The 13,238-nt window shown below is 29.4% G+C and carries 15 protein-coding genes, 1 tRNA gene and 5 pseudogenes; 1 reads left to right on the forward strand and 20 read right to left on the reverse strand.

Features of this window, described 5'->3' with window-relative positions:
* Window positions 1–2: 2 nt before the first annotated feature.
* Window positions 3–1,534, reverse strand: a pseudogene (locus ACZ1HD_RS03995) (GH3 family acyl-acid amido synthetase).
* Between the two features lie 176 nt (window positions 1,535–1,710).
* Between ACZ1HD_RS03995 and ACZ1HD_RS04000 the strand changes: the two are divergent.
* A complete protein-coding gene (locus ACZ1HD_RS04000; protein ID WP_077811270.1) occupies window positions 1,711–2,049 on the forward strand; it encodes a hypothetical protein in 339 nt (112 codons plus the stop codon).
* A gap of 43 nt (window positions 2,050–2,092) precedes the next feature.
* On the opposite strand, the pseudogene scpA reads toward ACZ1HD_RS04000, so the two are convergent.
* From scpA to ACZ1HD_RS04095, 19 genes and pseudogenes are all read right to left on the reverse strand, one after another.
* Window positions 2,093–4,154 (reverse strand): annotated as a pseudogene (scpA, locus tag ACZ1HD_RS04005) (methylmalonyl-CoA mutase).
* 304 nt (window positions 4,155–4,458) lie between these two features.
* A complete protein-coding gene (locus ACZ1HD_RS04010; RefSeq protein ID WP_472689276.1) occupies window positions 4,459–5,541 on the reverse strand; it encodes a methylmalonyl-CoA mutase family protein in 1,083 nt (360 codons plus the stop codon).
* On the reverse strand, window positions 5,496–5,822 hold the full coding sequence (locus tag ACZ1HD_RS04015; RefSeq protein ID WP_472688700.1) for a hypothetical protein: 327 nt from the start codon (window positions 5,820–5,822) through the stop codon (window positions 5,496–5,498). Before ACZ1HD_RS04015 ends, ACZ1HD_RS04010 begins: the two co-directional genes overlap by 46 nt.
* Before the next feature lies 1 nt (window position 5,823).
* Window positions 5,824–6,138, reverse strand: coding sequence for an FtsB family cell division protein (locus ACZ1HD_RS04020; protein WP_375240884.1), 315 nt, complete (start codon window positions 6,136–6,138; stop codon window positions 5,824–5,826).
* A gap of 2 nt (window positions 6,139–6,140) precedes the next feature.
* Window positions 6,141–6,746 carry a uridine kinase gene (gene udk, locus ACZ1HD_RS04025; RefSeq protein WP_472688701.1) on the reverse strand — a complete coding sequence of 202 codons (606 nt, stop codon included), beginning with the start codon at window positions 6,744–6,746 and terminating at the stop codon, window positions 6,141–6,143.
* Between the two features lie 241 nt (window positions 6,747–6,987).
* Window positions 6,988–7,061 (reverse strand) — tRNA-Thr (locus ACZ1HD_RS04030).
* Between the two features lie 117 nt (window positions 7,062–7,178).
* Window positions 7,179–7,388 (reverse strand): SnoaL-like domain-containing protein, encoded by a 210-nt coding sequence (locus ACZ1HD_RS04035; protein WP_472688702.1) that lies wholly within the window; start codon window positions 7,386–7,388, stop codon window positions 7,179–7,181.
* Window positions 7,388–7,540 (reverse strand): hypothetical protein, encoded by a 153-nt coding sequence (locus ACZ1HD_RS04040; RefSeq protein ID WP_472688703.1) that lies wholly within the window; start codon window positions 7,538–7,540, stop codon window positions 7,388–7,390. Before ACZ1HD_RS04040 ends, ACZ1HD_RS04035 begins: the two co-directional genes overlap by 1 nt.
* A gap of 63 nt (window positions 7,541–7,603) precedes the next feature.
* A pseudogene (locus tag ACZ1HD_RS04045) lies at window positions 7,604–8,906 on the reverse strand (cryptochrome/photolyase family protein).
* Window positions 8,906–9,374, reverse strand: a pseudogene (locus ACZ1HD_RS04050) (SRPBCC family protein). The pseudogenes ACZ1HD_RS04045 and ACZ1HD_RS04050 overlap by 1 nt, the downstream one beginning before the upstream one ends.
* A 1-nt stretch (window position 9,375) precedes the next feature.
* Window positions 9,376–9,835, reverse strand: a pseudogene (locus ACZ1HD_RS04055) (TspO/MBR family protein).
* On the reverse strand, window positions 9,835–10,011 hold the full coding sequence (locus tag ACZ1HD_RS04060; protein ID WP_472688704.1) for a Lacal_2735 family protein: 177 nt from the start codon (window positions 10,009–10,011) through the stop codon (window positions 9,835–9,837). Before ACZ1HD_RS04060 ends, ACZ1HD_RS04055 begins: the two are co-directional and overlap by 1 nt.
* Before the next feature lie 4 nt (window positions 10,012–10,015).
* A complete protein-coding gene (locus ACZ1HD_RS04065; protein ID WP_079739012.1) occupies window positions 10,016–10,489 on the reverse strand; it encodes a glutathione peroxidase in 474 nt (157 codons plus the stop codon).
* A 4-nt stretch (window positions 10,490–10,493) separates the two neighbouring features.
* Window positions 10,494–11,177 carry an SDR family NAD(P)-dependent oxidoreductase gene (locus ACZ1HD_RS04070; protein ID WP_340934828.1) on the reverse strand — a complete coding sequence of 228 codons (684 nt, stop codon included), beginning with the start codon at window positions 11,175–11,177 and terminating at the stop codon, window positions 10,494–10,496.
* A gap of 7 nt (window positions 11,178–11,184) precedes the next feature.
* Complete coding sequence (locus tag ACZ1HD_RS04075; protein ID WP_077811281.1) at window positions 11,185–11,400, reverse strand: hypothetical protein; 216 nt, start codon at window positions 11,398–11,400, stop codon at window positions 11,185–11,187.
* A 79-nt stretch (window positions 11,401–11,479) separates the two neighbouring features.
* Window positions 11,480–11,704, reverse strand: a complete 225-nt coding sequence (locus ACZ1HD_RS04080) for a hypothetical protein (protein ID WP_077811282.1) — start codon at window positions 11,702–11,704, stop codon at window positions 11,480–11,482.
* Between the two features lie 2 nt (window positions 11,705–11,706).
* Window positions 11,707–12,387: a GTP cyclohydrolase I FolE gene (gene folE, locus ACZ1HD_RS04085; protein ID WP_472689277.1), complete on the reverse strand. Its 681-nt coding sequence runs from the start codon at window positions 12,385–12,387 to the stop codon at window positions 11,707–11,709.
* 65 nt (window positions 12,388–12,452) lie between these two features.
* Entirely contained in the window at window positions 12,453–12,728 is a 276-nt protein-coding gene (locus tag ACZ1HD_RS04090; protein ID WP_077811284.1) for a TIGR03643 family protein, read from the reverse strand.
* Window positions 12,729–13,151, reverse strand: a complete 423-nt coding sequence (locus ACZ1HD_RS04095; protein WP_340934823.1) for a hypothetical protein — start codon at window positions 13,149–13,151, stop codon at window positions 12,729–12,731.
* Window positions 13,152–13,238: the final 87 nt, after the last annotated feature.

Consider the following 13,238-nt stretch of genomic DNA (forward strand, 5'->3'; position numbering starts at 1 on the left):
AATTATTTAAGATCGTTGTTATTTACAAAACGTTCCCATTCTGCAAATTTAGATTCTTTCATAACGCGTTCCATCTTTACTTGTCCGCCTTTTTTCTTGTTATTATCATTCCAATCATAAAATTTTTCTACCGGAATAATGTTTACTTTAACTCCTTTTAAAGCTTTGCTTCTAGCTACTTTGTAATTTTTATTAGCTTCTTTTAAATAGTTATCTAATTCATTAACAATTTTAGAATTATCTTCTTTCAATTCTGTTCCTAAATACCAAGAATGATAAAACTCGCCATCTTCAAATCTTTTTGCACAAATAGTATATTCGGTTATTTGAGTAGCAAATTTTTCTTCTAAATATTGAATAGCATCATCCATTTTATTAACAGATAATTGAGAACCTACTGTATTTAAAAAGAATTTTGTTCTACCCGTAATTTTAATTTCTGCTTTTTCTACATCTTTAAATTCGATTGTATCACCAATTAAATATCGCCAAGCGCCACTAACGGTGCTAATTATTAAGATATAATCTTGATTTAAAACTACATTATCTAAACTAACCGAAGGTGCATTTTGCTTTAAAGAACCATCTTCGTTTATATAATCAGGATTCATAGGCACAAATTCAAAATAAATACCATTTTCTGTATTTAATTGCATTGCATCTGTTTCTGGTCTTGTTTGTGTTGCAATATAACCTTCGGATGCTAAATATGTATCAATTACAGTTACCGGTTTCCCTAATAATGCTTTAAAACTTTTCTCATAAGGACCAAAAGCAACACCACCTGATGTGTAAACCTTTAAGTTTGGCCATATTTCATGAATATTTTCTAAATTATGATGTTCGATAACTTTTTGTAACATTAATTCAATCCATGCCGGAATACCACTTAAAGCGCCAATATCCCAAGATTTTGCATTTTCTGCTATATGATTTACACGCTCGTCCCAGTCTTCTATTTTAGCAATTTCTTCTCCGGGTTTATAATATCCTTTAAACCAAAACGGAATATTACTTGCACTAATTCCGCTAATTTCTCCTTCTAAATGATCGTCCTTTTCAGCTAAATCTGTAGAACTACCTAACATCATAATGTCTTTTTCGAAAAAATCTGCTGGTAATTCGAAGTTGTTAAGAGAAGTAACTTGTTTTATTCCGGAGCTTCTAATGGCAGAAATCATATCATCGGTTACAGGAATTCTTTTACTTGTTTTACCTGTTGTACCGAGCTTAAAGCAAAATAAGAAGGTGAACCTGTCCAAGTTACATCTTCTTCGCCTTCATGAATTTTATACCACCAATTTTTATGTAAAGAATTGTAATCAAAATAAGGTACTTCTTTACGAAATGCTTCTTGAGTATTATCAGAATTTAAAATTTCTTCAAAATTATAATGCTTTCCAAATTGTGTTTCTTTAGCAGTTTCTAATAATTTATTTAATATTTTTTTCTGATTTTCTATATGATTTATTTCGGTAGAAAGTGTATCAGTTAAACTGATAATTCCTTTAATAATATTTCCTAAAATAGCCATGGTTGAATTGTTTTACACAAATTTAATCGAATATAGGCTGTAAAGTTGTCGTTAATCGATTTAAAATTAACTCTATCAAAAAAAATAGAAGTTTTGTTTGCGTTAATTTTTATATGGATTGCGATATTCAAAATTTAAGAATGTTTCTAATTTAGTAAAAATTAAAAATCTACATTATGAATAACGAAGGAACAAACGAATTAGATTTCATTAAAAAATATGAAAACGAAGGCTATACAAATAGTTACAGAGTAGACGGAAATATGTTGATTGAAAACGGATCTGACATGAGGTTTACACCAAACGGAATTAAGGTTGTGGCTAAACACAGATACGAAGGTTATAGTAATCCGTCTGATATGTCTATACTATATGTAATTGAAACGAAAGACGATACTAAAGGAACAATTTTGGTTCCGTATGGTAATACAAACGAAACAGAGACATTAGAGTTTTTTAATAAAATTCCTGATGAGAATTTTTCTGAATCAGAAAACATTATGTTTAAGAAATAGATGAAGAATAAAAAAAGCAACTTTTTAAAGTTGCTTTTTTTAATTATTCAGAAATACTATCTATTAATATGGTTAACATATCTATTGCTGCTTGTGCAATTTTAGTTCCTGGGCCAAAAACCCCAACAGCGCCTGCATCAAATAAATATTGATAATCTTGTGCAGGAATAACACCACCAACAATTACCATTATATCTTCTCTTTCATATGCTTTTAATTCTGCAATTACTTGCGGCACCAAAGTTTTGTGTCCTGCTGCCAAAGAAGATATTCCTAAAATATGTACATCATTTTCTACAGCTTGTTTAGTTGCCTCTTTTGGTGTTTGAAATAAAGGACCAATATCTACATCAAAACCTAAATCGGCATAACCAGTAGCAACAACTTTTGCACCTCTATCGTGGCCGTCTTGCCCCAATTTAGCAATCATTATTCTTGGTCTTCTGCCTTCTAGTTCTGCAAATTTATCTGCTAACTCTTTGGCTTCTTTAAATACTTTATCTTCTTTAATTTCTTTACTATACACACCAGAAATTGTTTTATGAACTGCTTTATGTCTTCCGAATTCTACTTCTAAAGCATCAGATATTTCACCTAAAGTAGCTCTGTTTTTAGCAGCCTTTACCGCTAAATCTAATAAGTTTTCGTTTCCGATTTTGCAGCGCTTGTTAAATCTGAAAGCGAAGATTTAACGGCATCATTATTTCTATCTGCTTTTAGTTTATTTAATCTTTCTATTTGAGAGTTACGAACAGCTTCATTATCTACTTCTAAAATATGCAGAGGATCTTCTTGCGCTAACTTGTACTTGTTTACCCCAACAATTACATCTTGTCCGCTATCTATCTTAGCTTGCTTTTTTGCCGCTGCTTCTTCAATCCTCATTTTCGGAATTCCTTTTTCAATAGCTTTCGTCATTCCGCCCAATTCTTCTACTTCTTGTATAAGTGCCCAAGCTTTGTTTGCTATTTCTTCGGTTAATTCTTCTACGTAATAACTACCTGCCCAAGGATCTACTGTTTTTGTTATGTGAGTTTCTTGTTGAAGGTATATTTGAGTATTTCTAGCAATTCTAGCAGAAAAATCTGTTGGTAAAGCAATGGCTTCATCCAAAGCATTTGTATGTAAACTTTGTGTACCTCCAAATGCTGCAGCCATAGCTTCTATAGTAGTTCTTGCTACATTGTTAAAAGGATCTTGTTCTGTTAAAGACCAACCACTTGTTTGGCAATGAGTTCTTAATGCTAAAGATTTTGGATTTTTAGGATTGAATTGTTTTACAATTTTTGCCCACAACATTCTAGCTGCTCTTAATTTAGCTATTTCTGTAAAATGATCCATGCCAATAGCCCAAAAGAAAGATAATCTTGGTGCAAATAAATCAATATTCATACCAGCATCAATTCCTTTTCTAATATATTCTAAACCATCTGCTAATGTATAAGCCAATTCAATTTCTGCAGTGGCACCAGCTTCTTGCATATGATAACCAGAAATAGAAATAGAATTAAATTTTGGCATATTATTACTGGTATATTTAAAAATATCAGCAATAATTTTCATGGATGGAGAAGGAGGGTAGATGTAGGTATTTCTTACCATAAACTCCTTTAAAATATCATTCTGGATTGTTCCGAGAGTTTGTCTAACGAAACTCCTTGTTCTTCTGCAGCGACAATATAAAATGCTAAAATTGGTAATACAGCACCATTCATAGTCATAGAAACAGACATCTTATCTAATGGAATCTGATCGAATAAAACTTTCATGTCTTCTACAGAGTCAATTGCAACACCAGCTTTACCCACGTCTCCTTGAACTCGTTCGTGATCTGAATCATAGCCTCTGTGAGTTGCCAAATCAAATGCAACAGACAATCCTTTTTGACCTGCTTTTAGATTTCTTCTATAAAATGCATTGCTTTCTTCTGCAGTAGAAAACCCTGCGTATTGTCTAATTGTCCAGGGTCTTCTAACGTACATTGTAGAATAAGGACCTCTTAAATTTGGTGCAATACCAGCTACAAAGTTTTCGTGTTTAAAACTTTTCTCTTTAAGATTATTATCTTTTAATAATGATATATTTTCTACAGATTTTCTACTCATCTTCTAATTTCATTAAATTATATATTTTCGAACCTATATTTTTTGATAATTTTTCTTTTCGCTTTACTTTTTTAATACTTAAATAAACGTAAGAAACACAAATGCTTATAGTTAAAATAATACAGAAAATTATAAAATTTTTAATACCACCAAAAAAGCTGTACACTTTAGATTCTAATAAAAAAATATTAAAAACATTACAAATATTACTGATACCAAATAAAAAGGAACTGTCTTTTTTATTTGTTCAACCTCTTTTTTTAGAAGTTTTTGCTCTTTTTGATATTCTAAAATTTCGCTATTCTTATTCACCTTCTTTTTCTTCTTTAAGTCTTTGTTGTTCTAGTTTTTCTGAAAGCCTTTTTCTATTAATTGGCGGAAATAAAGTTTTGATATTTCGCTGTTTTAAAAAAGGATCTAAAACTAGTTTATCATGCATTAAGTTGTCTTTATTTGGTTGCAAATTAGTTCCTAATAAAATCAATTCATTATTTAAAAATTGAGTTTCTTCTTTAGAAGCACTTTCTTTTAACTTTCTTTGGATAACCCCTTCTTTTAATTGTTTTAAAAATCCACCACCTTTTTCTATTTGTTTAAAAATAGCCAAGGCTTTTTCTGCCATTTGTTCTGTTAAAGAATCGATATAGTAACTTCCGTTAGCAAAATCATTAGCGTTTTCAAAACCACTTTCTTCTTTAAGAATTAACAATTGATTTCTAGAAATTCGTTCTCCGAATTCATTTTTAACAGCAAAAATTTCATCATAAGAAATATTAGAAATTGTAGTTGCACCACCTAAAATAGCACTCATACATTCAGAAGTTGTTCTAAGCATATTTACATTGTAATCGTAAATTGTTTTGTTTCGTAAAGTTGGTTTTGCAAAAATATGAGCTTCTTTTTCCTCTAATTTAAATTGAGTTAATAACGATTTCCATAGAAGTTTAAAAGCTCTAAGTTTAGCAATTTCATGAAAATAGTTTGTGCCAACGGAAATTTCGAAATGTAATTTACTTGCAACTTTATCGCCAAAAATATGAATGTATTCTGTAGCATGTGCTAGCATATATGCAAGTTGTTGTACAATGTTTGCACCTGCGTTTTCGTATAAATCACCGTAAATTGAAATAGAATTATCTACAGTTGCTATAATGTCTTCTATTTTTTGAGCATCCTCTTTTAAACTGATATACCAATTACCAGATTCAGCTAGATTTCCTAAAATATCAATTTGAAAAAAACAATTTTTATGTTTGATGAATTTATCAATTTCTATAATAAAATCTGCATCTAAAAAATTAATTTTAAAGTAAACAATGCTCTCATTAAAATTAATTTGATTTAATACTGTTTTGTAATCAAATTTTTTGTGAGCAATAAATTGAATTGAATTAGCTCCTCTTTTAAAGCATCAATAGCTAAATTGTTTGCTTCTTTATCGTCTACAATTAGTATTGTTTGGCATATGTTGTAAGAAGCTTTTTGTGTTGCAGCAACTTTAAGGTTTGTTCTATCTTCTTTTGTGTAAAAAGGTTTTACAGTTATGCCTTCTTTTGTAGTGTAAAGTAAGGTGTCATTATAATCTGCACCTTTTAAATCTACTTGAATTTTTTGTTTCCAAGCAGAAGGAGATGTTTCTTCGAATTCACTAAACAAAAATTTACTCATGCTATTTTATGGTATCAAATTCAATTATATAAATATCTTCATTTTCTTTTTTCATAAGATATTTTTCTCTTGCAAAACGTTCTAATTGTAACGAATCTCCGAGTTTTTTAATGGTCGCCTTGTCTTCAGCAATTTTTATTTTGTAAAAAGAAATAGTGCTTTCTAAATCTCTAATTTCTTGATTAAATTTTCTGTGAACCAAATACGAGTTTTCATCAAAAAATAGCATCCATATTAAAAACGGAATAAAAATTAAGACAAAACTATTTGTCAAAAATTTAAAAGCTTTATTTTCTTTAATCTTTTTTAGAGACATTTTTACAAACGTTCGTTTATTACGGTTCTAACAATATCGATTGCTACATTATTAAACCTATCATTAGGTATAATTAAATCTGCAAAGTTTTTTGTAGGTTCTATAAATTGTTGATGCATTGGCTTAAGTGTTGTTTGATATCCGGTTAACACTTCATCCATATCTCTTCCTCTTTCTGTAATATCTCTTTTTAAACGTCTAATTAGGCGTTCATCTGTTTCTGCATGCACAAAAATTTTAATATCAAATAAATCTCTTAATTCTTTGTTATTAAAAATTAGAATTCCTTCTACAATAACTACTTTTCTTGGGTGTGTTTTAATTGTGTCTTTTGTTCTATTATGCGTAACAAAAGAATAAACTGGCTGGTTTATTGTTTTACCAGATTTTAAAGCTTTTAAATGTTTTTTTATCAATTCAAAATCGATAGCTCTTGGGTGATCGAAATTTATCTTAGTTCTTTCTTCGTAAGGTAAATTGTCTGTTGCATTGTAATATGAATCTTGAGAGATTACACAAACTTCATCTGTTGGTAATTGTTTTATAATTTGATTTACAACTGTAGTTTTTCCACTTCCAGTTCCACCTGCAATTCCTATAATTAGCATAAAAAATTATGATTTTGATAAAATATTTACTTAAAGCTGTAAAGATATTATAAATATATAAATTTATAAGTTATGTGGCTTGTTTTTCAGAATCAAAAAATAGTTTAACGCTAGTTTTTACTATGGATAAGTAATTCAATTAAAAACTAAAACTATTAATTGTTAAACAATTAGTTGTTTAACATGGTTTTAAGCAAAAAAAAGTCTCAAAAAATGAATTTTGAGACTTTATAAAATATTGAGCCAATGGAGGGACTCGAACCCACGACCTGCTGATTACAAATCAGCTGCTCTAGCCAGCTGAGCTACATCGGCTTTTATTTTGAGATGGCAAATTAAATACAAAAAACAATAACTGCCAAAATAAATTTCACTTTTTTTAAAAAAAGCTTCAATTAAAATTGAAGCTTTCTAAGTCAAGAAATAATAATATTACATAGAGTAAAAAAATTGTTCGTTTACAATTTTTCCCTCCTGTACTTCAAAAACGCAAACTTCTTCCATTTGTTGTCTTCCTCTGCTTTTAAATGTTACATCAAAGTTCATTTTGCTTGTAAAATGCTTGTCAGCAACTACAGGTTCAGAGATTTCATTAGAATGAAATTCTACTACGTCTTCTAACCATTGTTTGCTTTTTTCCATTACATTTTGTTTTCCGAAACGATTTCTCCGTGTGGCACACCTGGCATTTCTTTACTAACAACATTATCTGCATATAATTCTGTTATGCATTCTAAGTTTTTACCTTGCTCGCACATTTGTTTCCATTTTTGTGCAACTTCATTTGTATTCATATTTTAATTTTTTTTGATTGCCTTTAAAAGTATGAAAATTAAGCGATTAAAAATAAAAGTATTTTAATTTAATGCTTGTTTGTAGGTTTTTAAACAACGTTCTCTTGCTTCTTTATGATCTACAATTTCTTTGCTGTAAGTTAGTTCTTGAAATTCGGCACCCACTTTTTAATATATTCTAAATCTTTATCAAATTTTTTAATTTGAGTAGTAGGATTAAAAATTCTAAAATATGGTGCGGCATCTACACCGAACCTGCTACCCATTGCCAATTACCAATATTACTCGCCATTTCATAATCGTGCAATTTTTCTGCAAAGTATGCTTCTCCCCATCGCCAATCTATTAAAAGGTGTTTGCATAAAAAGCTACCAACAAGCATTCTAATTCTGTTGTGCATAAAACCAGTTTCGTTTAACTGTCTCATACCAGCATCAACAAGCGGATAACCAGTTTCTCCTTTACACCATTTTAGAAATTCCGCTTCATTATTTCTCCATTCAATTCTGTCGTATTTTTGTTTAAATGAAGCAGTTGCTGTTTTTGGAAAATGCCATAGTATTTGCATGAAAAATTCTCTCCAAATTAGTTCTTGCCAAAAAATTCATTTTTTTCTGAAGTTGCTTTTTTTATCATTTTACGAACAGAAACGGTACCAAAACGTAAATGTGGACCTAGTTTAGAGGTATTGTCTAATGCAGGAAAGTTTCTTGTGTCTTCGTATTCTTGAATTAAAGTTGGTGTTACCGTATATTCTTGAATTTTTTGTTTAGACTTTGTAAAACCTAATTCTGATAAGCTTAAGTTTGGTAACCTTTTGTTTTCAACTAAATTATTTAGATAAGAATTTGTATAATAAATGTCTAGATTGTACTCCTTAAATTTTTCTTTCCGAGACTTTCATAAAAGGTGTGTAAACTACATAAGGATTACCGTCTTTCTTTACAACTTCATCTTTTTCGAAAATTACTTGATCTTTAAAAGTTTTAAACTCTATATTATTTTCATTTAATAATTGTTCAATTTCTTGATCTCTTTTGTTGGCATAAGGTTCGTAATCTCTATTAGTAAAAACAGAATTTATGGTATAAGTGTCTATTAATTCTTTATAAATATCTATAGGTTTACCATGAAATATTGCAAGACTGCTGTTATTGTTTTCTTGCAATTCTTTTCGCATTTTTTGTAGCGTCTCAAATATAAAACTTACTCTAGCATCATCTTTAGGTAATTTAGATAAAATATTTTCATCAAAAATAAATATAGGTAACACTTTGCAATCACTTTTAAGTGCATTGTAGAAACCAATATTGTCGTCTAGCCTTAAGTCTCTTCTAAACCAAAAAATATTTATATTCTCTTTCATTATTTTTGATATTCTCCAAAAAGTTCAATTAATTTCTTTTGTCTGTAATTAAAAATTTCTTCTAATTTTGGTTTTACTAAAATAGGATGTGCTAATTGTCCTAAAACTCCCATTGGTAGCTTGTAATCGATAATGTCTTCCATTTCTACACCACCTTCAATTTCATGAATAAAATGTTTATGATGCCATAGTGCATAAGGACCAAACCTTTGTTCGTCTACAAAATACTCTTTATCTACAACATGTGTAATTTCTGTAACCCATTTCGTTTTTATTCCTAAAACAGGTGTAACAATATATTGTATAATTTGGCCGTGAAAACATATCTCTGTCTGCACCGAGAAGAATATTAAACCCCATATAATCTGGTGTAATTGTTTTTAGATTTTTTGGGTCTGATAAAAATTTCCAAGCCTCTTCCTTAGAAATTGGTAAGTTTTGTTTTTTATGAAGTGTGTAAATTTTCATCTTAATTATGTATTAGAATGTATAAGTTTAGCGATGTTGCTATGCACAACCAAATAATATATGGTAGTAGCAAGTATTTGTAATATAAAGTTTTAGAACTAAGTTTTAAAAAATAAACAAAAAGTAAAGTGGTAAGCAATAATATTGTAATTAAGGCTGTTAATACTAAATGTTTATTAAAAAATATAATTCCAACTTACGTTTAATATAAATTGAATTAAAAAAGCAATTTTATTTTCGATAGTATTTTCAACTGTAAACAACTTACCAAGATAAATCGAGAAACAAACCATAATAAATGTCCATGCAATACCAAATACAATTCCTGGTGGTGTCCAAGGAGCTTGATTTAAATTTGTGTACCAATCAGAAAGCGGCCCACTGTCCATTAACCAACTTCCAAATGCCAATCCACCGAAATTAATAATTAGAAAAAGCAGTGTTATTTTAAGTTGCTTCATTAATTAAGAATTAGCTTGTAATTCAGTAATTTTTTTAATAAATCGTCTGCTTCTTTATATTTAGTATCACTATCTGTTCTATTTATAGATTGAAGCTTATAAGCTTCTTCCATCAGTTTTTTATACTTTTCTTGTAGCTTTTCTAAAGGCGATTTCTTTTTGAATAAACCAAACATAATTTTATTTTAGATGTTTTGTAATTTTAGTGCTAAGAGGTTTTGTAATAGAAAAATAGTAATCTATTAGTTTGCCTTCCGGAGATACCAAATATTTTTGAAAATTCCATTTTACAGAAGAGCTTTTAGTTCCGTTTAAAGACTTGTCTGTAAGCCAAGTGTAAAGCGGGTGTTGTTTAGTGCCTTTTACATCTATTTTTTCTGTCATTAAAAAAGTAACACCAAAATTAACTTTACAAAAAGCTTCTATATCTTCTGATGTTCCGGGTTCTTGTGCTCCAAATTGATTGCATGGAGAACCAATAATTATAAGATTTTCTTTATAAGTGTTGTATAATTCTTCTAATTCTTTGTATTGTGATGTAAAACCACATTTTGAAGCTACGTTAACAAATAATATAAATTTATTTTTGTACTCAGATAAGTCAATAGCTTTATTTTGTAAGCTATTGATATTAATTTTGTAAATATCAGTCATGTTATTATATTTTGAAGTTAACAATACCGCAATCTAATTCGAAAATTTGACCGGATATTGATTGAGCTTTATCTGAGATAAGAAAAGTTGCTAAATCTGATACTTCTTCCGGTTTTAGAAACTTTTTTAAAGGATGACGTTCTGTGATATTTTCTATCATTCTTTCGTTTCTAAGTAGCTTTGATGCTAAATCTGTATCTGTAACTGTTGGTGCGATTGCATTAACTCTTATTGTTGGTGCAAGTTCTGCTCCTAAAGATTTTGTAATTCCTTCAACTGCAGATTTTGCTGCAGCAACACTAGCATGAAAAGGCATTCCTAATTTTGTAGCTACTGTACTAAATAATAAAATAGAAGGATTTTTACCATTTTTTAATTTAGGAAGATATTGTTGAATAGCTTTCACAGCTCCTACAACGTTTATTTCGAAATCTTCTCTAAAATCTTCTAATTTTAACCTAGATATAGGTTTTAGATTGATGCTACCAGGGCAGTATATTAGTGTATCTGCGTTTTCAATTTCCGGTAGTTCATCATTAAGAACATCACAGTCGTAATGTTTTAAGTTAGCGTGAGAAAGCGAAGGCGCTGTTCTACTAATGTTTATAATACTATTATTATCTACTAGTGCATTAACAATTGCTTCTCCAATTCCTTTGCTTCCTCCTACTACTATTATTTTTTTCATGTGCTTTTTAAGGTCTTCCTTTCAAGCGCTTTTCAATTTTTTGCTTCACAGCAGTTAAACGCTTCATTTGATCCATAATTTCTGGATCTTTATCTACTTTATATACTTGGTTTAGCTCTAAAATAAGTGCTTTAACTTCTCTAGACGCCAAAATTCTATCACTTGTTGTTTTAAAAGAGAACTTTCTGTTCTCAAACTCTACAGCTCTTTCTAATAAATCCATTCTACTTATCTTGTCGTTTTTATAATTTTTCCAATATAATTATAAAACTTAGATAAGCAATAAAAATGTGCATTTATTATTAAGCAGTAAGCGGTTTTCCTTTCAAACGTCTTTCAATTCGTTGTTTTATAAGAGTTAAACGCTTCATAATATCCATAATATTTGCGTCTTTATTTTTCTTATAAACTTCATTTAGACTTAAAATTAATTGTTTTGCTTCTCTTGCAGCCAATATTCTATCGCTGGTTGTTGGAAATCTTTTTTTGCGAGTTTCAAACTCTAGTGCTTGTTCGATTAACTTCATAATTAATAATTTAAGGTATTCTGTAATTCTACTATTTTTTCTTGGTTGTTAAATTTTCCTCCAAAATAAGAGGTAACTGTAGCAGAAGTATCGTCTTTGACTCCTCTAGAGGAAACGCATAAATGTTTTGCATCTATGATTACTGCTACATCTTCGGTATTTAAAATTGCTTTTAATTCTTCTGCTATTTGATTTGTAAGTCTTTCTTGAACTTGTGGCCTTTTTGCATAATATTGTACAATTCTATTTAATTTAGATAAACCTATAACTTTACCGGAAGAAATATATGCCACATGTGCTTTACCAATAATTGGTACAAAATGATGCTCGCAATTAGAGTAAAATGTAATATTTTTTTCGACTAACATTTGATTGTACTGATACTTGTTATCGAATAATGCTATTTTGGGTTTGTTTGCAGGATTCAAACCAGAAAAGATTTCATCAATGTACATCTTTGCAACCCTTTTTGGTGTTCCTTTTAAAGAATCATCAGTTAAATCTAAACCCATTACATCCATTATTTCTGAAAATAAAGACGCAATTTTATCTTTCTTTTCCGTGTCAGAAAGCTCGAATGCATCCTTTTTCATTGGAGTTTCTAAGCCGGTAAATAAATGATCGTCACCAATATCATCGATGGTAAAACCATTTAAAAGACCTTTTTTTCTTCTTGTAATAATTCTGTTATCATAATTTTCTTTTTTATGTGCTGTCTTAAACGTTTTTGTTAAAGCAAAGCACGGGTTTATCTTTTGGCTATATTATTGTTCGAGATAGATTTTTGTCTAGAACATTTAAAACGTCCTTTTTCGAAGTTTCTAAGTTTTTCGTGTTTGGTTTTTCTTCCTTGAACTCTTTTACGCCACATTTTAAAACTAGATAGTTTCATTTCTGAACGCATTAAATTGATTACTTCTTGTTCTTTTAAACCAAATTGAAATTCTATCGCTTCGAAAGTTGTTCTGTCTTCCCAAGCCATCTCTATTATTCTATCAATAGATGTGCCATTTAATTTTTTCATCTAGTATAGTTGATATTGTTTGTCGTTTTCTATTTTAAAGTTTACTAATTTTTCGATAAACTTTTTGTTTTCATTAAACAGTTTGTTGTATTTAAACCTAACAAAGTTGCCTTGTGCATGTATGCTAAATCCACTAGTTCTGTATGTGTGAAGTTGGTAATAAGGTATTGCCCAACTAAAAGTTTCTAATCCTTTATTAATATGAACTATAATTCCTTTTTCTCTAAGTTCTATATTACCGTAATTTATATCAGAAACTTTGTTCATGTATTTAGCAAAACCATGACCTACTTTTTCAATTATCATTCTTTTAGAGCCTGTTCCACCCATTTTTAATGATTGAAAAAAACTATAAGGCGCACCTAATAAGTCATCTATGGTTGCTTTAGCGTCATTGTTTTTATGTGTGGTATTAAATATCATTACTCAAATATACGAAAAATATATTTATGTTTAATGATATTTAAAAATGATTAAACAAAATTTAACAAAATATTAAAATTTGTTTTT

This window comes from Polaribacter sp. HA6-7 (assembly GCF_055693625.1).

Coding starts and splice junctions, on each gene's coding strand:
- ACZ1HD_RS04020 (WP_375240884.1), bottom strand. CDS start 6,138: ATGTCTCTAAAAAAGATTAAAGAAAATAAAGCTTTTAAATTTTTGACA.
- ACZ1HD_RS04040 (WP_472688703.1), bottom strand. CDS start 7,540: ATGAATACAAATGAAGTTGCACAAAAATGGAAACAAATGTGCGAGCAA.
- udk (WP_472688701.1), bottom strand. CDS start 6,746: ATGCTAATTATAGGAATTGCAGGTGGAACTGGAAGTGGAAAAACTACA.
- ACZ1HD_RS04065 (WP_079739012.1), bottom strand. CDS start 10,489: ATGACTGATATTTACAAAATTAATATCAATAGCTTACAAAATAAAGCT.
- ACZ1HD_RS04035 (WP_472688702.1), bottom strand. CDS start 7,388: ATGGAAAAAAGCAAACAATGGTTAGAAGACGTAGTAGAATTTCATTCT.
- ACZ1HD_RS04080 (WP_077811282.1), bottom strand. CDS start 11,704: ATGAAGTTAATCGAACAAGCACTAGAGTTTGAAACTCGCAAAAAAAGA.
- ACZ1HD_RS04095 (WP_340934823.1), bottom strand. CDS start 13,151: ATGATATTTAATACCACACATAAAAACAATGACGCTAAAGCAACCATA.
- ACZ1HD_RS04070 (WP_340934828.1), bottom strand. CDS start 11,177: ATGAAAAAAATAATAGTAGTAGGAGGAAGCAAAGGAATTGGAGAAGCA.
- ACZ1HD_RS04000 (WP_077811270.1), top strand. CDS start 1,711: ATGAATAACGAAGGAACAAACGAATTAGATTTCATTAAAAAATATGAA.
- ACZ1HD_RS04090 (WP_077811284.1), bottom strand. CDS start 12,728: ATGAAAAAATTAAATGGCACATCTATTGATAGAATAATAGAGATGGCT.
- ACZ1HD_RS04075 (WP_077811281.1), bottom strand. CDS start 11,400: ATGGATTTATTAGAAAGAGCTGTAGAGTTTGAGAACAGAAAGTTCTCT.
- ACZ1HD_RS04015 (WP_472688700.1), bottom strand. CDS start 5,822: ATGAGTAAATTTTTGTTTAGTGAATTCGAAGAAACATCTCCTTCTGCT.
- ACZ1HD_RS04060 (WP_472688704.1), bottom strand. CDS start 10,011: ATGTTTGGTTTATTCAAAAAGAAATCGCCTTTAGAAAAGCTACAAGAA.